This window comes from Pseudomonas sp. R76, assembly GCF_009834565.1.
GTDB lineage: Bacteria > Pseudomonadota > Gammaproteobacteria > Pseudomonadales > Pseudomonadaceae > Aquipseudomonas.
Genome location: NZ_CP019428.1, coordinates 842312 through 868735, shown reverse-complemented (window position 1 = coordinate 868735; position 26424 = coordinate 842312). Strand labels below are relative to the sequence as shown.

Annotated in this window: 18 protein-coding genes, 2 tRNA genes and 3 rRNA genes; 9 read left to right on the top strand and 14 right to left on the bottom strand. The window is 58.2% G+C overall.

The features are described 5' to 3' along the window. Positions 1–27 precede the first annotated feature (27 nt). Positions 28–1446: a short-chain fatty acid transporter gene (locus tag PspR76_RS03735; RefSeq protein WP_159954021.1), complete on the top strand. Its 1419-nt coding sequence runs from the start codon at positions 28–30 to the stop codon at positions 1444–1446. A 115-nt stretch (positions 1447–1561) separates the two neighbouring features. Here PspR76_RS03735 and PspR76_RS03730 read toward each other — a convergent pair whose 3' ends face one another. Beyond that, entirely contained in the window at positions 1562–1852 is a 291-nt protein-coding gene (locus tag PspR76_RS03730; protein ID WP_159954020.1) for a nucleotidyltransferase family protein, read from the bottom strand. A 229-nt stretch (positions 1853–2081) separates the two neighbouring features. On the opposite strand from PspR76_RS03730, the gene PspR76_RS03725 reads away from it, so the two are divergent. The 4 genes from PspR76_RS03725 (at position 2082) to PspR76_RS03710 (ending at position 6163) form a co-directional block, all read left to right on the top strand. After that, positions 2082–2402: a hypothetical protein gene (locus PspR76_RS03725; protein ID WP_159954019.1), complete on the top strand. Its 321-nt coding sequence runs from the start codon at positions 2082–2084 to the stop codon at positions 2400–2402. Positions 2403–2498: 96 nt separating this feature from the next. After that, positions 2499–4199 carry an acid phosphatase gene (acpA, locus tag PspR76_RS03720; protein ID WP_159954018.1) on the top strand — a complete coding sequence of 567 codons (1701 nt, stop codon included), beginning with the start codon at positions 2499–2501 and terminating at the stop codon, positions 4197–4199. A gap of 122 nt (positions 4200–4321) precedes the next feature. Continuing rightward, a complete protein-coding gene (locus PspR76_RS03715) occupies positions 4322–5491 on the top strand; it encodes a hypothetical protein (protein WP_159954017.1) in 1170 nt (389 codons plus the stop codon). Between the two features lie 147 nt (positions 5492–5638). After that, a complete protein-coding gene (locus tag PspR76_RS03710) occupies positions 5639–6163 on the top strand; it encodes an SET domain-containing protein-lysine N-methyltransferase (RefSeq protein ID WP_159954016.1) in 525 nt (174 codons plus the stop codon). Here PspR76_RS03710 and can read toward each other — a convergent pair. Then, complete coding sequence (gene can / locus PspR76_RS03705; RefSeq protein WP_159954015.1) at positions 6160–6804, bottom strand: carbonate dehydratase; 645 nt, start codon at positions 6802–6804, stop codon at positions 6160–6162. The genes PspR76_RS03710 and can overlap by 4 nt on opposite strands. A gap of 139 nt (positions 6805–6943) precedes the next feature. On the opposite strand from can, the gene PspR76_RS03700 reads away from it, so the two are divergent. Beyond that, positions 6944–7348 (top strand): serine kinase/phosphatase, encoded by a 405-nt coding sequence (locus PspR76_RS03700; protein WP_159954014.1) that lies wholly within the window; start codon positions 6944–6946, stop codon positions 7346–7348. A 165-nt stretch (positions 7349–7513) separates the two neighbouring features. Here PspR76_RS03700 and rimI read toward each other — a convergent pair whose 3' ends face one another. Beyond that, a complete protein-coding gene (rimI, locus tag PspR76_RS03695; protein WP_094948846.1) occupies positions 7514–7966 on the bottom strand; it encodes a ribosomal protein S18-alanine N-acetyltransferase in 453 nt (150 codons plus the stop codon). Then, on the bottom strand, positions 7959–8702 hold the full coding sequence (locus PspR76_RS03690) for an SPOR domain-containing protein (RefSeq protein WP_159961309.1): 744 nt from the start codon (positions 8700–8702) through the stop codon (positions 7959–7961). The genes rimI and PspR76_RS03690 overlap by 8 nt, the downstream gene beginning before the upstream one ends. 187 nt (positions 8703–8889) lie before the next feature. Between PspR76_RS03690 and mksB the strand changes: the two genes are divergently transcribed. From mksB to mksF, 3 genes are read left to right on the top strand one after another with little or no spacing between them, the layout of a single operon-like run. Continuing rightward, on the top strand, positions 8890–10167 hold the full coding sequence (gene mksB, locus PspR76_RS03685) for an Mks condensin complex protein MksB (RefSeq protein WP_159954013.1): 1278 nt from the start codon (positions 8890–8892) through the stop codon (positions 10165–10167). Beyond that, entirely contained in the window at positions 10157–10864 is a 708-nt protein-coding gene (gene mksE, locus PspR76_RS03680) for an Mks condensin complex protein MksE (protein ID WP_159954012.1), read from the top strand. The genes mksB and mksE overlap by 11 nt, the downstream gene beginning before the upstream one ends. After that, entirely contained in the window at positions 10861–13701 is a 2841-nt protein-coding gene (mksF, locus tag PspR76_RS03675) for an Mks condensin complex protein MksF (RefSeq protein ID WP_159954011.1), read from the top strand. Before mksE ends, mksF begins: the two co-directional genes overlap by 4 nt. Positions 13702–13866: 165 nt before the next feature. On the opposite strand, the gene PspR76_RS03670 is transcribed toward mksF, so the two are convergent. The 10 genes from PspR76_RS03670 to PspR76_RS03620 form a co-directional block, all read right to left on the bottom strand. Next, on the bottom strand, positions 13867–16170 hold the full coding sequence (locus PspR76_RS03670) for a PqiB family protein (protein WP_159954010.1): 2304 nt from the start codon (positions 16168–16170) through the stop codon (positions 13867–13869). Then, entirely contained in the window at positions 16163–16786 is a 624-nt protein-coding gene (locus tag PspR76_RS03665; protein WP_159954009.1) for a paraquat-inducible protein A, read from the bottom strand. The genes PspR76_RS03670 and PspR76_RS03665 overlap by 8 nt, the downstream gene beginning before the upstream one ends. Beyond that, positions 16773–17432 (bottom strand): paraquat-inducible protein A, encoded by a 660-nt coding sequence (locus PspR76_RS03660; RefSeq protein WP_159954008.1) that lies wholly within the window; start codon positions 17430–17432, stop codon positions 16773–16775. The genes PspR76_RS03665 and PspR76_RS03660 overlap by 14 nt, the downstream gene beginning before the upstream one ends. 244 nt (positions 17433–17676) lie before the next feature. Continuing rightward, a 5S ribosomal RNA gene (gene rrf, locus PspR76_RS03655) occupies positions 17677–17792 on the bottom strand. 151 nt (positions 17793–17943) lie between these two features. Then, a 23S ribosomal RNA gene (locus tag PspR76_RS03650) occupies positions 17944–20835 on the bottom strand. Between the two features lie 249 nt (positions 20836–21084). Further along, positions 21085–21160: transfer RNA gene (locus PspR76_RS03645), tRNA-Ala, on the bottom strand. Between the two features lie 30 nt (positions 21161–21190). Then, positions 21191–21267: transfer RNA gene (locus tag PspR76_RS03640), tRNA-Ile, on the bottom strand. 82 nt (positions 21268–21349) lie between these two features. Continuing rightward, positions 21350–22886 (bottom strand): 16S ribosomal RNA (locus PspR76_RS03635). The 16S, 23S and 5S rRNA genes sit together here with 2 tRNA genes alongside, the layout of an rRNA operon. A 628-nt stretch (positions 22887–23514) precedes the next feature. After that, positions 23515–25008, bottom strand: coding sequence for a CoA-acylating methylmalonate-semialdehyde dehydrogenase (locus PspR76_RS03625; protein ID WP_159954007.1), 1494 nt, complete (start codon positions 25006–25008; stop codon positions 23515–23517). A 39-nt stretch (positions 25009–25047) separates the two neighbouring features. After that, a complete protein-coding gene (locus PspR76_RS03620) occupies positions 25048–26397 on the bottom strand; it encodes an aspartate aminotransferase family protein (protein WP_159954006.1) in 1350 nt (449 codons plus the stop codon). Positions 26398–26424: the final 27 nt, after the last annotated feature.

The following is a 26424-nucleotide window of genomic DNA, read 5'->3' as shown; positions in this document are numbered from 1 at the left end:
CCATAATAAATACAAGAGGAATGCCTCGTGGCCGATGCTATCGAAGAAAGCCGCTATGCCCGATTTGCCCTGCGTTGTTCCAACTTCGCCGAACGCTGGTTTCCTGACTCCTGGGTGTTTGCCGCCCTCGCGGTGATCATCGTCGCCGTGGCGACCCTGGGCATGGGCGCCGCGCCGACCGAGGCCGCCAAAGCCTTTGGTGACGGGTTCTGGAGCTTGATCCCGTTCACCATGCAGATGGCCTTTGTGGTGATCGGCGGTTACGTGGTGGCCAGCTCGCCCCCGGCGGTGAAGCTGATTGACCGCCTGGCGCGCATCCCGAAGAACGGCCGCTCGGCCGTGGCCTGGGTCGCGTTGATTTCCATGGTTGCGTCTTTGCTCAACTGGGGCTTGTCCCTGGTGTTCGGCGGCTTGCTGGTGCGCGCGCTGGCGCGTCGTACCGATTTGCGCATGGATTACCGCGCAGCCGGTGCTGCGGCCTATCTGGGCCTTGGCGCAGTCTGGGCGTTGGGGCTGTCGTCGTCGGCCGCGCAGTTGCAGGCCAACCCGGCCAGTTTGCCACCGTCGATTCTGTCGATTACCGGGGTGATTCCGTTCACCGACACGATCTTCCTGTGGCAATCCGGGGTGATGTTGCTGGCGCTGATCGTGGTCTCGCTGATCATCGCCTACGCCACTGCGCCAGGGCCGAACAGCGCCCGTGATGCAAAAGCCTGCGGCGTCGACCCGGCCTTCAACCTGCCCAAGGTTCAAGCGCCAACCCGCCCCGGCGAATGGCTGGAACACAGCCCGCTGTTGACCATTCTGCTGGCGTTGCTGGCAGCCGGCTGGCTGTTTCATGAGTTCTCGACCAAACCGGCGATCAGCGCGATCTCGGGGCTGAACACCTATAACTTCCTGTTCATCATGGTCGGCGCCCTGCTGCACTGGCGCCCGCGCAGCTTCCTCGATGCGGTGGCGCGTGCCGTGCCGACCACCACCGGCGTGCTGATCCAGTTCCCGCTGTATGGCTCCATCGCGGCGCTGATGACCGTGGTCAAGGGCGGCGACGGCCAAACCCTGGCGCACCATATCTCGACCTTCTTCACCTCTATCGCCTCCCACGACACCTACGCGCTGTTGATGGGTGTGTACTCGGCGGTGCTGGGCTTCTTTATTCCGTCGGGCGGCGGCAAGTGGATCATCGAAGCGCCTTACGTGATGCAAGTGGCCAATGACCTGCAATATCACCTGGGCTGGGCGGTGCAGATCTACAACGCCGCCGAGGCGCTGCCGAACCTGATCAACCCGTTCTATATGCTACCGCTGCTGGGCGTGCTGGGGCTCAAGGCGCGGGATTTGATCGGGTTTTCGTTTGTGCAGTTGCTGGTGCACACGCCGCTGGTGTTGTTCCTGTTGTGGGCGCTGGGGACGACGTTGAAATATTTGCCGCCGGTGATGCCGTAATACGCGATCAGCGGCTGACTGCACTTGTTGTTGCAGTAAGTGCAGTCATAAAGGAGCCACTGGAAGGCGCCTCAACAGATTATGTGATCCAGATAATCCCCGAGCCGATTTGCCGTCATACCGGCCGCGCCTCAGCCAACACTTTCTCCCGAAACTTCAAAGGCAAGTCGGCAGGCGTCAGCAGGTCCACATTAACGCCCAGCAAATCCTCAAGCTCTACCTGAAGCCCACCAAGATCAAAAAGGGTGGTTCCTGGCGGAGCATCGACCAGTAAATCAAGGTCACTGCCTTCTTGATCCGTACCCAGTAATACAGACCCAAATACTCTTGGGTTTGAGATGCGAAAACGGCCGACAACTTCTCTGACAGCGGCTCGTTTTAGATCAAGGGCGATTGAAGGTTTCACGGTTCACCTCGGTGACATCCATTATCGAGCCAGTCTAGCAGTGCTCGGCGCGTGTAGACATGCCTGGCTCCTCGCATCCATCTCTTCATTCCGTCACATTGAATTGCCGTCCCCCGGCGAACTGCATAGGGTTTTCCCACTTCACGCGACGGCAAACCCTGACTTCCACGACAATCGCCTTTGATTAACCTGACTCGGATTCCCTCTCACAAAAGCCAAGGAAAATCCGATGACGCCCCTATCCAAATCGCTGGAAGAGTTGCTCAAAGAAATTTACGAGGACGACCACGTATCGTTCTGTGAGTACATCACCCTGCGAGACGACGCGGATCGACGCATGGCTGCCGTTATTCAGGAGTTTGGTCTGCATAACAACGTCACAGCCTTCCAAAAAGCCATGGATGTCGCCATGCAGCTATTGCAGACCAGTGTCCGCGATGCGAAAAAACTCAAATTGACCGCTACTGGCGAAGCCATCGTCAAAGACGCGGTGACGGCCCAAGTGGAGTACTTGCGTGCCGGCAGCCATTTGGTACTGAGCCTGCTGTAATCGTCTCATCCGCATAACTGTCTTCTTTTCGTCATATTCCATTGCTACCGTCCTGCGAAATATCTTGCAACAACCACCCCGCAGGGACTCCCAGCAATGAGTGACGAGCACGAAGACCGCCCTTCCCCCGATTCCATCGCCCAACCGCCGGTGGACACCAGCCGCCGGCGTTTCCTCGGGGGCGCGGCGGTGCTGGGGGTCGGCGCGACCTTGAGTGCCTGCGGCAATACCAGCGAGGCCCCGAGCACGCCGGCGACGCGGCCGCTCACGCCACAGGAACTGGACAAGGCCTTGCACGACCAGGTGAAAACCGTGGTGGTGATCTATGCCGAAAACCGCAGCTTCAACAATTTGTTTGCGGACTTCCCTGGGGTTGAGAAACCCCTGTCGGCGCTTTCTGCGGCGGATGCGCAACAACGCGACCGCGACGGCAGCCTGCTGACCACGCTGCCACCCGTCTGGGGCGGCGTGTTGCAAGTCGGCCCGCAAAGTGTGGACGGGGTGACTTACCCCAGCGAAGTGCAATTCCAGCAAAACCTGCCCAACGCACCCTTCGCGCTCAAAGGCCCGAACGCCGAAGACCTGCCGCTGAGCCTGGTCACCCGCGATTTGTGGCACGTGTTCTATCAGAACCAGATGCAGATCAACGGCGGCAAGAACGACAACTTTGTCGCCTGGGCCGATTCCGGCGGCCTGGTGATGGGCTATTACGCCCAGAGCCGTTATTCCCTGCGCCTGTGGGATGTGGCCAAGGAGTTTGTGCTCTGCGATAACTTTTTCCAGGGCGCATTTGGTGGCTCATTCCTGAACCATCAGTACTTGATCAGCGCCACCGCGCCGTTTTATCCGAACGCCGCGCAATCGGTGGCCAAGGCGCAGATCGCCACGCTGCAAAGCGATGACCCCACCGACCCGCGCCTCAAGCCGCTGGACAAGTCCCCTGCCAGCGCGATGACCGGCCCGCCGCAGTTCGGCCCCAGCGCACTGACGCCCGATGGTTATGGCGTGAACACCTTGGCCCCGCCCTATTGGCCGACCTGGATCCGCGACCCGGAAAACCCGGACTATTCCAAACCCGACCTGCCCAACGTGCTGGTGCCGCAAACCCACGAGCACATCGGCGACAAGCTGTCGAAAAAGAACATCGACTGGGCCTGGTACGCCGGGGCATGGCAAGCGACCCTCGACCAGTTCAAGGACTCGGGCGGCATTCCAAAGATTCCTAACTTCCAATACCACCACCAGCCGTTCAACTACTTCAAGCAGCAAGGGCCAGAGAACCGCGTCGAGCGGGATAAACGCCTGCGTGACGGCGGCCTGGGTGATGAGTCGAGCACCAACAAATTCTTCGCCGACGCCGAGGCCGGCAAGTTGCCTGCCGTGAGCTTCTACAAGCCTCAGGGCAACCTGAATATGCACGCCGGCTATGCGGATGTGGCTTCGGGCGACCGTCATATTGCCCGCGCCTTGAAGGTGCTGCAGGAAAGCCCGCAGTGGAAAAATATGGTGGTGGTGGTGACCGTCGACGAAAACGGCGGCTGGTGGGACCACGTCGCACCGCCCAAGGGCGACCGCTGGGGTCCGGGCACACGCGTTCCGGCGCTGGTGGTGTCGCCGTTTGCGCGCAAAGGCACGGTGGACCACACGGTTTACGACACCGCGTCGATCTTGCGCTTGATCACCCGAGTGTTCCAATTGGAGAAGCTCGACGGCCTCAAGCTGCGCGATGACGCCATGGCCGCCCGCGGCCAGAAGCCCATGGGCGACTTGAGCAACGCGTTGCAATTCAAGGTGTAGGGTTTCTTATCCAAAAGCGACACGCCTGGCGATTTAACACGCGGTTTTACGGGGCAGCCGCTACTGTGTGGGGGTGGGCTTTCACCCCGCGCAGACGGGCTTTCGCTGACAAGGAACCAACTATGCTTAAACCGACCAGGCTGTCCTTCACCCTGGCCGCACTGCTGGCCAGTGCGGTCGTACACGCCGATATCGAAGTACCTCTGGGCAGCACGCAACGCGTCACCCAGTTGTTCGCGTTTCCCAATAACTGCAACGTGATCTGCTTTCGGCCATGGACGCTGGAGCAAACCGCCGAGCATTACCTGAACCAGAGCCTGCAGCGCGACGGCTACAGCCGTGCCAAGGTGAGTGTGAAAACCCACGATGGCCAGGTCTCAGCCACCTTCAGCGGCGTGCCCGACCACTACGGCCAGCCCTTGACCACGCTGCTCAATACCGCTGACCTCGCCTACCAAGGCGCGAGCAAACTCAACAGTGACGGCAAGTGGGCTTACAACTGGTACTTGTTCCTGCCACTGGGCATGGCCCTGGAAAACCGCAAAAGCATCGAGCTGCTGCACTTCCCACCGGATTACTCACTGACCCAGGCCCAGGATTACCTGGAATCGGCCACCACTGACCGTTGGGCCACCTTGCTCACCGACAATGGCATCCCGGCTACCGAAACCCCGGCCTACCAGACCATCATCGATATCGCCCCGATCGCCGCACCGTCCAACGCGGGCAAGGACCTTGAAAGCGTCTACAGCTACTTCACCGACTATCAGACACGCATGGTCAAGGAACTGAGCCTGCGCACCAGCGGCTCATTGCCGATGGTGGCGTTCGGCGCACCGGTGCGCAGCTGGATCAAACAACAATACGGCCAGACAGTAGGCGTACTGGGCCTGGCGCAGATCAGCCCGGCAGCGGGCAAAACCGTGTCGGTGCTGGGCGCCAACCACCCGAGCTACATTTGGTATGCGGCAGACCCGGCAACCTACGACGGCAATGAACAAAAAGCCGACGAAGCCGGCTTGAAGGTGATGGGGCAAGACCTGAGCGCTGCCTGCTGGCAGGCCGGCATGGGGCAGAAACCTGCCAGCGACCCGAACGTGTTGCTCAAGGCGTGCATCAACACCTGGCAGGTCACGCGCAAGGAGCAGACCTGTGAGCTGTTCTACACCTCGGTCCGTAACCTGACCCCGGAGCAAGCCAACGCCAAATGCGCCACGCCCCCGATCAAGGCACAGCTCAAACAACTGAAGACTCCTGCCCCAACGCCCGCCATCACCGCACCCGCCTTGTAGTGCGCATAAAAAATAGCCGATTGCTACTGTCAAAGTTGACAGTAGCAATCGGCTATCTGTTCGGCGAGTCTTGAGCTGGGCCCATTCGCTGCAAGACTGGCAGTCAGACACCATTCGCAGGTCGATGCAGCCCACCCAAGGAGAGTGATGAAAACTCAAGCCAAGGATAAGGCTGCTGGCGCGGACGATGACTGCCTTTACCCGTTTGCGACAACGCTGGCGGAGTGCGGCTACCCGTCGACCCGCCAATTTGAGCTGGTACGCGACGAGAACGGCGAAGCCGTGGGCATCAAGTCTCGCGTGGCCTTCGACAGCCGCACGCTCATCGCCAAGGTGTTCGGCTATGCGTTGAGCGAACGCCGCCTGCATACCTTCCAGATATCGGCGCGCATCCGGCTGTATGACCCGTGGGTGTGCGGCCAGCTGCAACACTCCTGCGAGCCGAATGTGTACTTCGACACGTCCTATCTGGAGCTCTGGTCAGTCATGCCGATTGCCGCCGACACATGGCTGACTATTGACTACGCCACCACCGGCGACGTCCTGCCCCGCCAGTTTGCCTGTGAATGCGCCAGCCCCAACTGCCGGGGCTGGATCAAAGGTCCAGAGGAACAGCTCAGCCCGGAAGGCCAGCGGTTCCTGGAGCAGCGCGACCGTGACAAACGCGATTAAGCGTCACCCAACGGGCGCAGGCGATATTGCGGCGGCAGTTGCTCAAAGCCACTGATGGTGGTGTTCAAGCTCTTCCAGCGGCCATCCTTGATGCCGTAGATGCAGCCGTGAATCGACAGGCTCTGCCCGCGGTGCCAGGCGTTTTGCACAATGCTGGTGTGGCCGACGTTGGCGACCTGCTGAATCACATTCAGCTCGCAGAGGCGGTCGACGCGCTCTTCTTCGGTCGGCAACTGGGCCAGCACGTCGCGGTTTTCGTAGTAAAGGTCACGAATAGTACGCAGCCAGCCGTCGATCAGGCCGAACTGGCGGTCCTGCATCGAGGCGCGCACGCCGCCACAGCCATAGTGGCCGGTGACGAGGATGTGTTTGACCTTGAGCACGTCGACCGCGTACTGGATCACCGACAGGCAGTTCAGGTCAGTGTGCAGCACCACGTTGGCCACGTTGCGGTGCACGAACAGATCACCTGGCAGCATGCCGACGATCTCGTTGGCCGGCACGCGGGCGTCGGAGCAGCCGATCCACAGGTATTCCGGGGTTTGCTGGCGGGCGAGCTTGGCGAAGAATTCGGGATCTTCCTGTTTGATCGCGTCCGCCCAGCGTTCATTGTTATCAAGCAGGTCTTGTAGTTCGTTCATCAGGGAAAGCCTCAGGAATGATGCGCAGCTGTGTGACAGACAACCGCTCGTCCGGGTCACGCAAAGCGTCAATTAGCTTGAATCTTTAGGGCGCCGTGCCTGTCCACACACTATAAGCCCCACAGTATGAGGATTGGCCATGACTGAATCACGACGTCCCTACGGCGCTACACAGCCGGAACCGATTGATGACAACGAAGACCGCATGGGCTCGATGCGCGAGTTGGACTTCGACGAGGAAGAGCCGACGGCCGAAATCGGTGATGAGATTCCACCGGGAGAGCGCGAGCAGCTGATGCCCGACGAACGGGTACGCGAAGCGGGCATGACCGGCGCTTCGACGGCCGACCATGAGCCAACTGACGATGACATGAGCCCGGAAACGCTGATCCATGAGGATGGCGCGCGGGATGCCCGGGAAGAAGGCGAGGACAGCCCGGCAGATTACGACTTGAGCATTGTCGACGAGGATGAGATTGGCGGCGGCAACGGGCTGGATGAGGCCGAGTTGGCCGATATCGACCCGGTAGACGGTAACCGCTGATACAACATTGCCCCAACGGCAAACAATGCCCCTGTGGGAGCTGGCTTGCCTGCGATGGCATTACATCGGTCTCACTGAGACACCGAGGCGCCTGCATCGCGGGCAAGCCCGGCTCCCACAGGGGCCAGCTCCCACAGGGCCTGCTTGCACATGGGATTTGTGTGTTCAGTCGATGAGGGTGCAGGCCATCACAACCGCATCTTCGCGGCCACCCACCGCTGGGTAGTAATCGCGGCGACGGCCGATTTCATTGAAACCATAACGCTCATACAGGCGGAACGCCCCGGTATTGCTGTCGCGCACTTCCAGGAAACATTCCCGCGCACTGGCGGCATACGCGCGGGACATCAAGTGTTCCAGCAGCGCCAGGCCCAGACCGCGGCCCTGGTTTTCCGGCTTGACGGTAATATTCAGCAGATGCGCTTCATCAAGAATGATCTGCACCACGCCGTGGCCCACCTGCTGCTCACCTTCGAACATCAGCCAGATCTGGTACTTGCCCAGCCCATCGAGAAAAATCCCGCGGGTCCAGGGATGACTGAACGCCGCGTATTCGATCTTCAGTACAGCGTCGAGGTCCGCCTCGGTCATCGGGCGGAAGGATAAAGCTTCACTCATCGGTACTTTTCCAGCGCGCCATCAGCCGGCGCATGGCTTGCCAGACATCAGCCTTACGCTGTGGCTCTTCCATTAATAATTCCAGGCCCGGCAAGGCCCACACCGAACCCAGGCCTTCGACCTGCAGTTCGCGATACCAGGCTTCGGCATTCGCTTCACCGGCAAACCGCACAGCAGGCAGGCCGATCAGCCACAGGCACACGCAGGGTTCGTCTTCCAGGCGTGCCGAAACAAAACCCTGGACAAAATCTCGCGCGGCTTCCGGGCCTTGGTCCATGGTGCCGCGCACCAGCAGCGGCCAGCGCACCGGGTCGCCGACGATTTGCGGGCTGTCGGGCAGGCCGGCAGCGCGCAGCATGTCCTTGAGCAGCATGTAGGCCGGGTCGCGGGTCTGGAAGCGCTCGCCTGTGGGTAACTCCACCAGCAACAGGCAGCGCCCGGCGCGCAATAATTGCAGGGCAAAACGCGGCGGCGGCACCACTGGGGCCTTGGCCACCGGCGTTACCGCTTCGGCGACCACCGGCTTGGCCATGGGGCCCGGGCGCGGCACTTCGACCTTCACCCGCTCAACGCCAGGGCGCGATTCGGGCGTGGGCTTGACCACGGCAACCGGCGCGGCCGCTTCCTCGCCCGACACCTCGAACGCCTCATAGGGCTCAAGCGCCTGCAGCAGCTCGGGCCGCGACGGGGCGGCAAACGGCAGTTCGGTGCGGGGCAGCCAGTTGACCACCTGCATGGCGGTCAAGTAAGCGCGACGTCGGGACTCGATAAGCACAGCTCGGCCACTTGTGGATAAGTAAAGAGCGGGGATTCTACCGCTGTTCGGTAACAATCGCCCACTGTGCACTGACCGGCTGTGGATAAATCCCGCGCCCGATGCAGTACAATCGCGACTTTTAATCGCCAACCAGCCGGCCATTCCGATGATCGAACCCAAGCGCGTCTTGCGCGCCCTCGCCGAACACTGGGCCCTGCTTGAGCCACTGTGCGAACACTTCGACCAAGGCACCCTGAGCCTGAGCGAGCTGCGCGCACAACTGGCGGCCCAACAACTGGACAGCACGCCCCAGGACATCACCAGCCTGCTGGACGTGTGGATTCGCCTGGATATCCTGGTGCCTGTCGCCAAGAGCCCGAACCGTTTCGAGCTCAACGCGCAGATCCACGACTTCCTCGCCTATCTTCGCAAGGAGCACCGGCTTGGCCTGTGCCTGGAAATTGAAGCCTACCTGCGCCACCTCGAGCGCCTGGCCGGCTACATCCAAGACGCCTTCGACATCCGCGATGGCCACGACCTGGCCCGCCAACTGCGCCTGTTGGACATGCGCGTACGCGATGTACTGAAAAAGCTCGCCAACGACGAACAAGCCCTCGCCGCCGTGGCCGACCGCGCCAAGACCAGCGACCGGCAAATCCCTTTGCGCCAGCGTTACGCTGAAGTCCTGGCGACCTGGGATGAGTACGTCGAACCGATGATCCAACTGGTGAACGCCGACGGTGCCTTCGAACAAGGCGTGCGCAAGGTCGAAAATGTGCTGTTGCGCATGCTCACCGAGCAACAGCGCCTCGGCCACCTGGTCGACGACGACATGCTGCTGCGCACCCACGCACGCATCCTCGAAATGCAGACCAGCGCCCAGCTGACCTTGCGTCACGCCCGCGAATTGCTGCTGCCGTTGCGTGAAGAAGCGCGCCGGCACAACGCCGTGACCCGTGGTGCGGCGCTGGCCCTGTCGGCCATCCGCCGTAAAGGCCTGGACGCGGTGCCTCAGGCGGCGATGCCGATGTTTACCCGGCCGCAAAGCACCTTTCTCGGCAGCGCGAGCCAGGTGGAAGCCTATGTGTACGCGCTGGCGAACTTCGAGCCGAAACCAGCGAAATTCCCAAAAGCGCACAAATCCCACAAGGGCGACGCCCAGCGTGCACCGCGCACGGTCAAGGAAATGCTCGAGCGCTGCGAAGACGCGCTGCCGATGCCGGACCTGATGACCTGGCTGCTGGAGCAGGAACCGGACGGCGCCACCGACGAATTGCTGTACTGGTTCTCGCGACTCTCGCGTGAAAAACGCTTCAAGCGCGAACGCCTGGAACGCCGCGATTACCACACACACGAGCACCTGGTCAGCCTGCGCTCATTCGCCCTGCTCCCGGCCGGCGCCGACGCTACCGAGAATTCTGCGAGCACACCTTATGCATCTTGATCTTTCCGAACTGTCCCAGCTGGCGCCGATCTTTCGCGAGCTGTTCAAGGGTTACCACGTCAGCCGCCGCGACCCGGAGCTGTACGCGCAACTGTCGAACTTCCAGGACCAGTACCGCACGCTGTTCAAGGCCCTGGGTTTTGAGCTGGTGTGCGACACGCGTGGTTTCTACTACTTCGTGCCGGACACCGCCGTGGCCGCCGCGCAAGTGAACAAGACCGCCCAACGCCTGGCGCTGTTCACCTTCATCATTGTCGAGCACTTGGCCGACCAGGGCCGTGACCCGATTGCCGTGCTCGACGGTGGCAGCCTGGGCCGCGATGAGTTGCCGTCGCTGCTGGAGAAGTACCGCGACCTGTTTATCCAGGCCGAAGTGCAGACCCAGGAAGAACTCGAAGAAAAAATCATGCGCCGCATGACCCAACTGGGTTTTGCCAGCGAAGACAACGGCGTGTATCGCTTCCTGCCGCCGATGCACCGTTTCCTCGACGTGTGCCTGTCGGTGCAGCAGGACCGCGACCTCGCGGCCAGTGTGCACAGCGTGTTGCCATTGCCGGCGCCGGTGATCATCGACGAAGACAGCGATGAAAAACTGCTCAAGACCGACGACCCGCTGGACCTCAGTGACTTTGCTGAAGAAAGCGAAGAAGACGCCCTTGCCCGCGCCATTGCCGAAGAACAGGAGACCGATGCATGAGTAAGGAACGCTACGGCATCCGCCGCTTCGCCCTATTGAACACCGCCGGTTACAGTTTGGGCCTGTTCCCGCTGGAAGAGCCGCTGTCGGTGTACGGCGCAAACAACCTGGGTAAATCCGCGTCGATCAACGCCCTGCAATTCCCTATTCTGGCGCGCATGTCGGACATGAGTTTCGGCAAATACACCCTGGAACAGTCACGGCGCTTCTACTTTGCCACCGACACCAGCTACATCCTCGTGGAGGTTTCCCTGCCCCACGGCCCGCACGTGATCGGTGTGGTCGGACGCGGTCCGGGCGGCGGTTTTGGCCATCAGTTCTTTGCCTATGCCGGCAAGTTGGACCTGGCGCATTACCAGAAGAACGACACCTGCCTGCGTCAGAAAGAGCTGTTCACCAACCTTGAGCGCGAAGGCCTGAAAGCCTACGAACTCAAACCGGATGAACTGCGCCGTTTGCTGGTGGGCGGCCACACGTCGATCCCGTTGGACCTGACCCTGATTCCGCTGCGCTCCACCAGCGAGCAGAGCCTGAAGACCTTCCGCGCGCTGTTTATCAACTTGCTGCACATGCGCGAAATCACCGCGGCCAAGCTCAAGCAGTTGTTCCTGGATGCCTTCGAACACAGCCTGCGTTCCGGCAGCGTGGATTACATTGCCGCGTGCGAAGAAGCCTTCCGCGATGTGCGACGTATGGAGCAGGACTACCACTCGCTGGTAGCTGCCGGCCCATTGGTTGAAGCCTTGGCCAACGGCGTGAAACAGCGCGACATTTTGCGCGGCAAATTGCATCGCTTGTCGCCGCTGCTGGATTCGTTGCTCGGCACCTGGTCGGACTACGCCAGTGCGCGCAAGGAAGAGCTGACCATCCAGGCCGAGCACTACCGCAATGAGCAGGACGCGCTGCAAAACGATCAGCGAGGCGGCACCCAGGAGCTGATGCGCCTGGAGCGGGAAATCAGTGGCATTCAACGTTGGCTGGGCGAGCTGTCGGTGCTCAAGCATCGTTTTGCCTTGGTCGATGACGTCAAGGTGCTCGAGCAGCAATTGCTGGCGGCCAAGGATGCCCACGACGAATTGGCGGGTGCCCTGGCGCAGTCGCGACAGTTCAGCGCCGAGGACCTGGACGAGCGTCTGCGCGATTTGGAAAAGCGCTTGAAGTCGGTCAAGCAGCAGCTTGATCACGCCGATAACAACAGCTACGCCAAACTGCGCGAAGAATTTTCGCAGCAGGATGTCGAGCGTTTGATGCGCTTGTTCAACAGTTCGTTGTTCAGCCTGCCATTGGGCGAGCATGGCATTACGCTGGATGAGGACGGCCAGTGGGTTAAATCCCTGGAGCAGATCCTCGACGGCTTCAAAGGTGAGCGTTTTGAAGTGCCGGGGCTGTCCATCGACATCTCCCACATCGAGCCACCGGCGTTGCAGGCCCTGGCGGATCGCGCGGCGTTGCGCGACCAGAAAGAGCGCCTGGAAAAAGAACTCAAGCAGCTCAAGACCCAGCAGGCTGTAGCCTCTGACCGCGCCGCGAGCAAGACCCAGACCGAAGCGCTGTACCAGCAAGTGCTGGATGCGCAGAAGGCGCTGGAAGACTTCCGTCGCGCGCAGACACTGAGCGCCGAAGAAGGCGAGAAGCTGGAAAACCTGGCCCAGATGGAAGCCGCGCAGGATGAGTTGAAGCGTTCCAGCGATGCCTTCACCGAACGCGTGCAGCAACTGTCGGCCAAACTGCAATTGGTCGGCCGCCAGATCGGCGATATGGAAGCCAAGCAACGCACGCTGGATGATGCGCTGCGCCGTCGCCAGTTGTTGCCGGCAGACTTGCCGTTCGGCACGCCGTTCATGGACCCGGTCGACGACTCCATGGACAACCTGCTGCCGCTGCTCAATGACTATCAGGACAGCTGGCAAGGCCTGCTGCGCGCTGATGGCCAGATCGAGGCCTTGTATGCGCAGGTGCGTCTCAAAGGTGTGGCCAAGTTCGACAGCGAGGATGACGTCGAGCGTCGCCTGCAACTGCTGATCAATGCGTATGCGCACCGTACCGACGAAGCCCTGACCCTCGGTAAGGCGCGCCGTGCCGCCGTCACCGATATCGCGCGCACCTTGCGTAATATCCGCAGCGACTACGACAGCCTGGAACACCAGTTGGCGTTGTTCAACCGCGAGATCAACAAGCGCCAGGTGTCCAACCTGCAGAGCTTCCGTATCGTGCTGGCGCCGAACAAGGAAGCCCTCAAGCATATCGACCAGATCATCCACAGTGCCGGTCAGTATGAAGAAGGCGAGACGCTGTCGGTGTTCGACCTCAGCCAAAGCGCCGAGCAGGACAACAAGAACGAAGAGGCCAAGGAATACCTGGCCCGCCTCGTGGCCGCGAACCATAACCAGTTGGGCCTCAAGGACTTGTTCGAGCTGGCGTTCGAGATCACTAAGGTCCACGGCCAGCCGGTGATTCACACCGACATTGATGGCGCGGCGTCCAACGGCACCACCATGACCATCAAGGCGCTGACCAACATGTACTTGTTGTTGCACTTGATGGACCGTGACCAGGCAGGGCGCGTGCGCTTGCCGTACTACCTGGATGAAGCGGCGGACATCGATGAGAAGAACCAGGCGGCGTTGCTGGAAACCAGCTTGCAGCTGGGCTTTGTGCCGATTCTGGCCAGTGTGAAGCCGCAGGTGTCCGCCCAAGTGGCGATCGACCTGGAAGGCGGCAGCGGGCCGAATGGTATCTACATTGATGAGGCTGATTGGAAGTACATCCGTCGTCACGATGTGGTGAAAGCGACGGTGAATGTGCAGGCAGATGAGCCGGAGTTGGATGAGGTTTGATCGGCTGAGCTGAAATGCAAAAAGGCCGCGATTTTATGGATCGCGGCCTTTTTTGTTGGTTTTTTGCGGTGTTGCTGATGGCCTCATCGCGGGCAAGCCCGCTCCCACATTGGAATGCATATCTCCTGTGGGAGCCGGGGTTGCCCGCGATAGACGCGCCTCGGTTTATTTGCCGAGCGGAATCTTAGGTGCCCAGGTCAGCCATTCATCTTCAAATTTGTCGAACAGCGGGAAGGTCTGCTGCGGGCGCGCGGCGTTACCCATGCGCTCGCCGTCCGGCGTGGCGAAGGCGATGCCGCCCGCGACCAGCGTCTCCAAAGATTCGGTACGTACCGTCGCGCCTTTGAACAGGCCGAAGTCGAGGCCGAAGCCGCTGGTGTTCCAGAACCGGCTGCCGCTGCGTACCAGCGGCGCGTATTTGGGCTCGATCAGGATGTGGATCAGCACGCGGTCGGCGGTCTGGCCCAGCTCGTAGCCGGTGACTTTGCCGACGGTGACTTCGCGGTAAGTGACCGGTACGCCTTCTTTCAACGAGCCGCGGCGTGCGGCGCTGAGGACCAGGCTCAGGCCTTCTTCCTGATGAGCTGCCTCTGGCGGTTTGTCCAACGCGACGAAGGCTTTTTGCGGGCCGGCGTTTTTCGCCGAGGGCTGTACCTCGATGTATTGGCCGGTCACCAGGGTTTCCAGGTTCGAGGTTTTCATCAGGCCCAGCTCAGGCTTGACCACCCAGAATTGACTGCCCGCGCGAGCGATCCGATCGGCGACTTGAGTGATGCGCGCGCTAAGCAATACCGACTGCATGTCGGCACTCAGGTCGACACTTTCGATCTTGCCTACGTCCAGGCCTTTGAAGCGTACCGGAGTGCCAGGGCGCAGACCGTCGGCGCGGTCAACCTTGATGGTCACCAGGGTGCCATGTTGGTTGGCAGCCTCGCGGTCGGCAAACAGGCGGAAACGCGGGATGCGTTTTTTCAGCGGTACGTTCGGTTCCGGGGTTTCGAAGGCGATACCACCGGCCATCAGACTGGCCAGGGATTCACTTTTCACTTGGATACCGCCGGTGAGGCCACCAGTCAGCGTTACACCGCTGGCATTCCAGAAGCGCGTGGAGCCGTTGACCAGGTTCTCGTACTCCTTCTCGATATGAACGCCGATCACTAATTGTTTGTTTTTGCGCGAGAACTGGTAGCTCTGCACCGAACCGACTTTGACTTGTTTGTAGAGGATCGGGCTGCCGACATCCAGGGAGCCGAGGTTGTCGGTGAACAGCACCATGTGCAGGCCTGGGGAGCGCAGGTCCAACGGCGGCGCCTTGGCCCGGGCGACGAACTCACGCTGTGGAGCGCTGCCCTTGTCGCCGGGACGAATGGCGATGTAGTTACCTTTGACCAGTGCTTCCAAACCGGTGATACCGGCCAGCGAGATGGACGGCTTGACCACCCAGAACTGCGTGTCTTGCACCAGGTAGTCTTCGGCCAGTGGGTCGAGGGTCAACTCGGCATTGGCGCTGGACAAGTCCGGGTCAATCTTCAAGGTTTTCAGGCTACCAACCTGGATGCCCTTGTACATGACCGGCGTACGCCCGGCTTGCAGGCCTTCGAAGTCGGTGAGTTTGACCTTGACCTTGATGCCGGCTGCGGCGGCGTCGAAATCTTCGTAGAGTCGGAAAGGCAGGCTTGGATCGGTCGGCGGGCTGTCCTTGCGATTCTCGGGGGTGGCGAACGCAATGCCGCCGGCGACGATGCTGGAGAGGGATTCGCTGCGCACTTTGACGCCAGAGAGGTTGGCGTCGATGCTGATGCCGCTGGCGTTCCAGAAACGTGTGTGTTTGCGCACCAGGCTGGCGTAGGTCGGCTCGATGTAGACCTTGATCTCGACCGTGCTCTGGTCTTCCGACAGCAGGTAGCTTTTGACCTGGCCGACCTGAATCTGTTTGTAAAACACCGGGCTGCCACGGTTGAGCGAGCCGAGGCGGTCGGCCTTGATCGTCAGGTGCAAGCCGGGCTTGGCGTCAGATAAAGGCGGCTCTTCGGAGAGGGCCTTGAACTTGCGGGTGGGCTCGCCGTCGCCCGGGCTGGCGGCAATGTAGTTGCCCGAGACCAGGGTTTCCAGGCCAGTGATGCCGGCAAGGCTGACGCTGGGTTTTACCAGCCAGAAGCGTGTGTTGGTCTTCAGGTATTGCTCGACATCCTTGTTCATCTCGATGGTGGCAATCACCCCGCGATTGCTGCCCTCGTCGTCCAGGGCCAGGGTCTTGACCTTGCCGACGGACATCCCCTTGTAGACCACTTCGGTCTTGTTGGCCTGGATACCTTCGCCACTTTCAAAGCGCACCTGGATCTCCAGACCTTGCTGGGAGTAGGCACGCCACCCCAGCCAGCCGCCGATGATCAGGGCAACCAGTGGCAACACCCAAATGGCCGACCAGTTGGAGGCTGGGCGGGTTTTAGCTTTTGGCAAATCACTCATGGTCGTCGTCCGACTCCGTGTTGTCCCAAATCAGTCGGGGATCAAAAGTTACTGCGGCAAGCATCGTCAAGATCACCACACTGGCGAACGCTGCAGCACCGAGATTGGCCTCGACACTGGCAAGTCGCCCAAAGTTAACAACCGCCACCAGGATGGCGATCACGAAGATATCCAGCATGGACCAGCGGCCAATGAATTCGATAAAGCGGTACATGATAATGCGTTGCTGCGCGGACAGCGGCTGATGACGCTGCACCGAGAACAGTAGCAGGCCGATGCCGATCAGCTTGAACGTCGGCACCAGGATACTGGCGATAAACACCACCGCGGCGATAGGGAACATGCCGTGCTGAACCAGTTGGATCACGCCGGCCATAATGGTACTTGGATCGCCCTGGCCAAGGGAGTTGATGGTCATAATTGGTAATAGGTTGGCGGGGATGTACAAGATCGCCGCCGTGATCAGCAAGGCCCAGGTACGTGTGAGGCTGTTGGGCCGGCGGGCATGAATCAGCGCACCGCAACGCGTGCAGAGCTGCTCATCGGTATCAGCCTCTTGCTTGTTCAGCTCGTGACATTCGGTACAAATCAGAATGCCTGCATCAATCGCCCGCATGATCATCCTCTCCTGACAACGCTTGCCAGATCTGGTGGGGCGACATCACCACCTCAAGCAGTACCTGAACCATTAATAGACTGATGAAGCAGACCAGACCCACGCCGATCGTGATGGAGGCCATGTCAGCGAGCTTGACGATCGCCACGAGCACGCCCATCAGGTACACCTCCAACATCCCCCAGTCCTTCAGGTGGTGGTAAATACGGTAGAGCAACAGCCCGTAACTGCGGCCGACCTTCCAGCGAATGCTGAGCAGCACTGCCAGTTGGCAGAGCAACTTGAGCAGGGGAATGCCCATGCTGCACAGGAACACTACGGCCGCGACGCCTTGCATGCCGGTATCGAACAGGCCGACAACGCCGCTCCACACGGTGTCTTCCGAGGACTGCCCGAGTAGATTGAGCTGCATGATGGGTAAAAAGTTCGCAGGGATGTAGAGCAACAGCGCCGCGAGCACGAGGGCCAGGCTTCGTTCAACGACGTTGTGACGGTGAGCGTACAGCTCGTAACCGCAACGCGGGCATTGGGCTTTTTCACCGAGGGCGAGTACGGGTTTGCACATCAGCAAGTCGCACTCGTGGCATGCCACCAGATCCTCCAGTGGTAAGTCCGACACCTTAAGGGTATCAACTGGATCGGGCATAGATAGGGCTCGAACTCTAAAAAAGGTTAGGTGCCTATTCTAGTGGTCTGGTTCAGAAATAACTGTGCAAATTTGTCGGGAGAAACTGGGGGGGATCGATCTAAACGGGGGGGCTCTTACACCCGGGCAGCGCGTTACTTTAATGGGCTGGCGGCATGTAAGCCTTATCGGTGCTGTAGTTCCTTTTCGACCGCCCAAAACAAAACCCCTGTTTGCGTTAGCAAACAGGGGTTCTGGAATTTAATCTTGACGATGACCTACTCTCACATGGGGAAACCCCACACTACCATCGGCGATGCATCGTTTCACTGCTGAGTTCGGGATGGGATCAGGTGGTTCCAATGCTCTATGGTCGTCAAGAAATTCGGGTACTGAGTCGTGACCAAGTGGTCTCGCTTCAGCAAATTGGGTATGTGATAGCTTTCGGTGTTTTGTGAACGTCGAACTTTCGGTTCATTTCGTCTTCACACACCGCAATCTGGCCTTTCGACTCAAATTGCTTGGGTGTTATATGGTCAAGCCTCACGGGCAATTAGTATTGGTTAGCTCAACGCCTCACAGCGCTTACACACCCAACCTATCAACGTCGTAGTCTTCGACGGCCCTTCAGGGAACTCAAGGTTCCAGTGAGATCTCATCTTGAGGCTAGTTTCCCGCTTAGATGCTTTCAGCGGTTATCTATTCCGAACATAGCTACCCGGCAATGCCACTGGCGTGACAACCGGAACACCAGAGGTTCGTCCACTCCGGTCCTCTCGTACTAGGAGCAGCCCCTCTCAAATCTCAAACGTCCACGGCAGATAGGGACCGAACTGTCTCACGACGTTCTAAACCCAGCTCGCGTACCACTTTAAATGGCGAACAGCCATACCCTTGGGACCGGCTTCAGCCCCAGGATGTGATGAGCCGACATCGAGGTGCCAAACACCGCCGTCGATATGAACTCTTGGGCGGTATCAGCCTGTTATCCCCGGAGTACCTTTTATCCGTTGAGCGATGGCCCTTCCATACAGAACCACCGGATCACTAAGACCTACTTTCGTACCTGCTCGACGTGTCTGTCTCGCAGTCAAGCGCGCTTTTGCCTTTATACTCTACGACCGATTTCCGACCGGTCTGAGCGCACCTTCGTACTCCTCCGTTACTCTTTAGGAGGAGACCGCCCCAGTCAAACTACCCACCATACACTGTCCTCGATCCGGATAACGGACCTGAGTTAGAACCTCAAAGTTGCCAGGGTGGTATTTCAAGGTTGGCTCCACGCAGACTGGCGTCCACGCTTCAAAGCCTCCCACCTATCCTACACAAGCAAATTCAAAGTCCAGTGCAAAGCTATAGTAAAGGTTCACGGGGTCTTTCCGTCTAGCCGCGGATACACTGCATCTTCACAGCGATTTCAATTTCACTGAGTCTCGGGTGGAGACAGCGCCGCCATCGTTACGCCATTCGTGCAGGTCGGAACTTACCCGACAAGGAATTTCGCTACCTTAGGACCGTTATAGTTACGGCCGCCGTTTACCGGGGCTTCGATCAAGAGCTTCGCGTTAGCTAACCCCATCAATTAACCTTCCGGCACCGGGCAGGCGTCACACCCTATACGTCCACTTTCGTGTTTGCAGAGTGCTGTGTTTTTAATAAACAGTCGCAGCGGCCTGGTATCTTCGACCGGCATGAGCTTACGGAGCAAGTCCTTCACCCTCACCGGCGCACCTTCTCCCGAAGTTACGGTGCCATTTTGCCTAGTTCCTTCACCCGAGTTCTCTCAAGCGCCTTGGTATTCTCTACCCAACCACCTGTGTCGGTTTGGGGTACGGTTCCTGGTTACCTGAAGCTTAGAAGCTTTTCTTGGAAGCATGGCATCAACCACTTCGTTAACTAAAAGTTAACTCGTCATCAGCTCTCGGCCTTAGAATCCCGGATTTACCTAAGATTCCAGCCTACCACCTTAAACTTGGACAACCAACGCCAAGCTGGCCTAGCCTTCTCCGTCCCTCCATCGCAATAACCAGAAGTACAGGAATATTAACCTGTTTTCCATCGACTACGCTTTTCAGCCTCGCCTTAGGGACCGACTAACCCTGCGTCGATTAACGTTGCGCAGGAAACCTTGGTCTTTCGGCGTGGGTGTTTTTCACACCCATTGTCGTTACTCATGTCAGCATTCGCACTTCTGATACCTCCAGCAAGCTTCTCAACTCACCTTCACAGGCTTACAGAACGCTCCTCTACCGCATCACTTACGTGATACCCGTAGCTTCGGTGTATGGTTTGAGCCCCGTTACATCTTCCGCGCAGGCCGACTCGACTAGTGAGCTATTACGCTTTCTTTAAAGGGTGGCTGCTTCTAAGCCAACCTCCTAGCTGTCTAAGCCTTCCCACATCGTTTCCCACTTAACCATAACTTTGGGACCTTAGCTGACGGTCTGGGTTGTTTCCCTTTTCACGACGGACGTTAGCACCCGCCGTGTGTCTCCCATGCTCGGCACTTGTAGGTATTCGGAGTTTGCATCGGTTTGGTAAGTCGGGATGACCCCCTAGCCGAAACAGTGCTCTACCCCCTACAGTGATACATGAGGCGCTACCTAAATAGCTTTCGAGGAGAACCAGCTATCTCCGAGCTTGATTAGCCTTTCACTCCGATCCACAGGTCATCCGCTAACTTTTCAACGGTAGTCGGTTCGGTCCTCCAGTTAGTGTTACCCAACCTTCAACCTGCCCATGGATAGATCGCCCGGTTTCGGGTCTATTCCCAGCGACTAGACGCCCTATTAAGACTCGCTTTCGCTACGCCTCCCCTATTCGGTTAAGCTCGCCACTGAAAATAAGTCGCTGACCCATTATACAAAAGGTACGCAGTCACAGAACAAAGTCTGCTCCCACTGCTTGTACGCATACGGTTTCAGGATCTATTTCACTCCCCTCTCCGGGGTTCTTTTCGCCTTTCCCTCACGGTACTAGTTCACTATCGGTCAGTCAGTAGTATTTAGCCTTGGAGGATGGTCCCCCCATATTCAGACAAAGTTTCTCGTGCTCCGTCCTACTCGATTTCATGACTAAGAGATTTTCGCGTACAGGGCTATCACCCACTATGGCCGCACTTTCCAGAGCGTTCCGCTAATCTCAAAGCCACTTAAGGGCTAGTCCCCGTTCGCTCGCCACTACTAAGGGAATCTCGGTTGATTTCTTTTCCTCAGGGTACTTAGATGTTTCAGTTCCCCTGGTTCGCCCCTTACACCTATGTATTCAGTGTAAGGTAACCATCTTATGATGGCTGGGTTCCCCCATTCAGACATCTCCGGATCAAAGTCTGTTTGCCGACTCCCCGAAGCTTTTCGCAGGCTACCACGTCTTTCATCGCCTCTGACTGCCAAGGCATCCACCGTATGCGCTTCTTCACTTGACCATATAACCCCAAGCAATCTGGTTATACTGTGAAGACAACATTCGCCGAAAATTCGAATTTCTCAGTTAAGAGAACTCACAAATTTTACCTTAGCCTGATCCGTTACCAGTGAAAGCAACGTTCAGTCTATCTTTCTATCACATACCCAAATTTTTAAAGAACGATCTAATCAAAGACTAGAAATCAACATTCACCATCAACCTGATGGAATGCTCATTTCTAAGCTTTCAAAACTTTCAGAAGCAGTAGTGGTGGAGCCAAACGGGATCGAACCGTTGACCTCCTGCGTGCAAGGCAGGCGCTCTCCCAGCTGAGCTATGGCCCCGTATTTCTACAGGCGTTTCCCACACAAAATTGGTGGGTCTGGGCAGATTCGAACTGCCGACCTCACCCTTATCAGGGGTGCGCTCTAACCAACTGAGCTACAGACCCAATTTCGGGCTGCTTCTTATCGTCTTCTTCAATGAATCAAGCAATTCGTGTGGGAACTTATGGAGCAGCTGATGTCGTCGATTAAGGAGGTGATCCAGCCGCAGGTTCCCCTACGGCTACCTTGTTACGACTTCACCCCAGTCATGAATCACACCGTGGTAACCGTCCTCCCGAAGGTTAGACTAGCTACTTCTGGTGCAACCCACTCCCATGGTGTGACGGGCGGTGTGTACAAGGCCCGGGAACGTATTCACCGCGACATTCTGATTCGCGATTACTAGCGATTCCGACTTCACGCAGTCGAGTTGCAGACTGCGATCCGGACTACGATCGGTTTTATGGGATTAGCTCCACCTCGCGGCTTGGCAACCCTCTGTACCGACCATTGTAGCACGTGTGTAGCCCAGGCCGTAAGGGCCATGATGACTTGACGTCATCCCCACCTTCCTCCGGTTTGTCACCGGCAGTCTCCTTAGAGTGCCCACCATTACGTGCTGGTAACTAAGGACAAGGGTTGCGCTCGTTACGGGACTTAACCCAACATCTCACGACACGAGCTGACGACAGCCATGCAGCACCTGTCTCAATGCTCCCGAAGGCACCAATCTATCTCTAGAAAGTTCATTGGATGTCAAGGCCTGGTAAGGTTCTTCGCGTTGCTTCGAATTAAACCACATGCTCCACCGCTTGTGCGGGCCCCCGTCAATTCATTTGAGTTTTAACCTTGCGGCCGTACTCCCCAGGCGGTCAACTTAATGCGTTAGCTGCGCCACTAAAAGCTCAAGGCTTCCAACGGCTAGTTGACATCGTTTACGGCGTGGACTACCAGGGTATCTAATCCTGTTTGCTCCCCACGCTTTCGCACCTCAGTGTCAGTATTAGTCCAGGTGGTCGCCTTCGCCACTGGTGTTCCTTCCTATATCTACGCATTTCACCGCTACACAGGAAATTCCACCACCCTCTACCATACTCTAGTCAGTCAGTTTTGAATGCAGTTCCCAGGTTGAGCCCGGGGATTTCACATCCAACTTAACAAACCACCTACGCGCGCTTTACGCCCAGTAATTCCGATTAACGCTTGCACCCTCTGTATTACCGCGGCTGCTGGCACAGAGTTAGCCGGTGCTTATTCTGTCGGTAACGTCAAAACAATTACGTATTAGGTAACTGCCCTTCCTCCCAACTTAAAGTGCTTTACAATCCGAAGACCTTCTTCACACACGCGGCATGGCTGGATCAGGCTTTCGCCCATTGTCCAATATTCCCCACTGCTGCCTCCCGTAGGAGTCTGGACCGTGTCTCAGTTCCAGTGTGACTGATCATCCTCTCAGACCAGTTACGGATCGTCGCCTTGGTGAGCCATTACCTCACCAACTAGCTAATCCGACCTAGGCTCATCTGATAGCGCAAGGCCCGAAGGTCCCCTGCTTTCTCCCGTAGGACGTATGCGGTATTAGCGTCCGTTTCCGAACGTTATCCCCCACTACCAGGCAGATTCCTAGGCATTACTCACCCGTCCGCCGCTCTCAAGAGAAGCAAGCTTCTCTCTACCGCTCGACTTGCATGTGTTAGGCCTGCCGCCAGCGTTCAATCTGAGCCATGATCAAACTCTTCAGTTCAAACATCTTTGGGTTTTTAAGAAACCCTAAACTTGGCTCAGCAATCGTTGGTTACATCTTTGATTTCTCGCGGAGTAACTTGTGATGCTGATAATCTTGTTGACTATCAGTCTGACTCCACAAGCACCCACACGAATTGCTTGATTCAGTTGTTAAAGAGCGGTTGGTTAAGATCTTTCGTCTCAACCGAGGCGCGCATTCTACAGCAGCCTCATTTGCTGTCAAGTGATTATTTTCAGAAGTTTTCGAAGATTTCTTCAACAACTTCAACCACTTGCGCTTCCGATCTCTCGTTAGCGGGAGGCGAATTCTACAGCGTTACACGCTGCTGTCAACACCTCTTTTTCTCCGCTTTCGACCGAGAAGATCGAAACGTTAATAGAGCCAAACAACACCGCTCTACCAACTCCTTCTGGGCTTCGATGAACTGAAGCAACTCGCTGTCGAATTCTGCGTAACTCTTTGTTTACCAAGGAGTTTTCCGTTTCGACTGCGCCGGAAGTGGGGCGAATTATAGACTTCCAGACTCTGCCGTCAACACCTTTTTTCACATTTCTGTCATATCGGTCAAAAAGCCCCCAGAAACGCAAAAGCCGGCCCCGAGGGGCCGGCTTTCAACTACAACGCCTTACAAACTAGGAAAGGCAAACTGCGACGCTTCATGACTGGCCCGCTGCGGCCAGCGCTGGGTAATCGCCTTGCGACGCGTATAGAAACGCACCCCATCCGGCCCATAGGCATGCAGGTCGCCAAACAGCGAGCGCTTCCAGCCGCCAAAGCTGTGATACGCCACCGGTACCGGCAGTGGCACGTTCACACCGACCATGCCCACTTCAATTTCGTCACAGAACAGGCGCGCAGCTTCACCGTCACGCGTAAAGATGCAGGTGCCGTTGCCATATTCATGGTCGTTGATCAGCTGCATCGCCGCTTCCAGGCTGTTCACCCGAACCACACACAGCACCGGCCCAAAGATCTCTTCTTTATAGATACGCATCTCAGGGGTCACGCGATCAAACAGGCTGCCACCGAGGAAGAAGCCTTCTTCATGGCCCGCAATACTCAACCCACGACCATCCACTACCAGCTCAGCGCCCGAAGCCACACCGTCTTCTATATAGCCACTGACCTTGTCCCGCGCCTGGCCCGTCACCAACGGCCCCATATCCAGGCCACACGAAGTGCCTGCGCCGATCTTCAGCGCCTTCACCTGCGGCACCAGCTTGGCAATCAACGCATCCGCCACCTGATCTCCCACGCATACCGCTACCGAGATGGCCATGCAACGCTCACCGCAGGAACCATACGCCGCGCCCATCAATGCACTCACGGCATTGTCCAGGTCTGCATCCGGCATCAACACCGCGTGGTTCTTCGCCCCGCCCAGTGCCTGCACGCGTTTGCCGCGTTTGGTCGCTTCGGAATAGATGTACTCGGCAATCGGCGTCGAGCCCACAAAGCTCAGCGCCTTGACTTCCGGCGCTTCGATCAGCGCATCCACCGCGCCCTTGTCGCCGTGCACCACGCTCAACACGCCTTTAGGCAGCCCGGCTTCCTGCAGCAATTGCGCGATCAGCAGCGTAGAGCTTGGATCACGCTCCGAAGGTTTCAGGATGAAACAGTTACCGCAGACAATCGCCAGCGGGTACATCCACAGCGGAACCATCGCCGGGAAATTGAACGGTGTAATACCCGCCACTACGCCCAGCGGCTGAAAGTCCGACCAGGCATCAATATTCGGCCCCACGTTACGGCTGTACTCGCCCTTGAGAATCTCCGGCGCCGAGCACGCGTACTCGACGTTCTCGATACCGCGTTTCAATTCGCCCGCAGCGTCCTCCAAGGTCTTGCCGTGCTCTTCGCTGATCAACTGCGAGATACGTGCTTCGTTCTGCTCCAGCAATTGCTTGAAACGAAACATCACCTGGGCACGCTTGGCCGGTGGAGTATTACGCCAGGCCGGGAACGCCGCCTTGGCCGAGTCGATCGCCTGTTGAATGGTTTCACGGCTGGCCAACGGCACCTGGTGAATCACCTGGCCGGTAGACGGGTTGTACACGTCGGCGCTACGGCCGCTGTCGTTGACCAACTCACCGTTGATCAAGTGCTGGATAAGGCTCATGCAGGGCTCCTGAAAAGTTGTTTTATATAGAAGGAGAAATCAGTCGATTTTGTTCAGCACTTCGCCGACCGCGTCGAACAGACGATCCAGGTCCTGCGGCTTGCTGTTGAAGGTTGGCCCGAACTGCAGGGTGTCGCCGCCAAAGCGCACGTAGAAACCGGCTCTCCACAAGGCCATGCCGGCCTCGAATGGACGCACGATGGCATCACCGTCACGCGGGGCAATCTGGATCGCACCGGCCAAGCCGTAGTTACGAATATCGATCACGTTTTTGCTGCCTTTCAAGCCATGCAGCGCATTCTCAAAGTGCGGGGCGACTTCGGCCACGCTCTGCACCAGGTTTTCTTTCTGCAACAGGTCCAATGCCGCAAGGCCCGCCGCGCAAGCCACCGGATGCGCCGAGTAGGTGTAGCCGTGGGGGAATTCCACCGCGTACTCCGGCGTCGCCTGGTTCATGAAGGTCTGATAGATCTCGCTGCTGGCAATCACCGCGCCCATCGGGATCGCGCCGTTGGTGACTTGCTTGGCGATGCACATCAGGTCCGGGGTCACGCCGAAGCTGTCGGCACCGAACATCGAGCCAGTACGGCCAAAGCCGGTGATCACTTCGTCGAACACCAGCAGGATGTTGTGCTGGTCGCAGATTTCACGCAGGCGCTTGAGATAACCCTGTGGCGGCACCAGCACGCCAGCGGAGCCGGCCATCGGCTCGACAAACACCGCAGCGATGTTCGACGCGTCGTGCAGCTCGATCAACTTGAGCAGCTCGTCGGCCAAGGCGATACCGCCCTGCTCCGGCATGCCACGGGAGAATGCATTGCTGGCCAGCAAGGTGTGCGGCAGATGGTCAACATCCATCAAGCCCTGACCAAACAGCTTACGGTTACCGTTCACGCCGCCCAGACTGGTGCCGGCGATGTTCACGCCATGATAACCACGGGCGCGGCCAATCATTTTGGTCTTGGTGGCTTGGCCCTTCAGGCGCCAGTAGGCACGCACCATCTTCACCGCAGTGTCCGCGCACTCGGAGCCGGAGTCGGTGAAGAACACGTGGTTCAAGTTGCCTGGGGTCAGGTCGGTAATCTTTTCCGCCAGTTGGAACGACAACGGATGACCGTATTGGAAGCCTGGGGAGTAGTCCAAAGTGCCCAGTTGTTTGGACACGGCTTCCTGAATTTCCTTGCGCGTGTGCCCGGCGCCGCAGGTCCACAGGCCCGACAATGAGTCATACACCTTGCGGCCCTTGTCATCGGTCAACCAGCTGCCTTCGGCGGCCACGATCAGGCGCGGGTCACGCTGGAAGTTACGGTTGGCGGTGTAGGGCATCCAGTGGGCATCCAACTTCAGTTGGCTGGCCAGGGACGAAGGGGCGTTTTCGGGCATGTTCATCAGCAAAACCTCGCAAGGCAAAAGGCA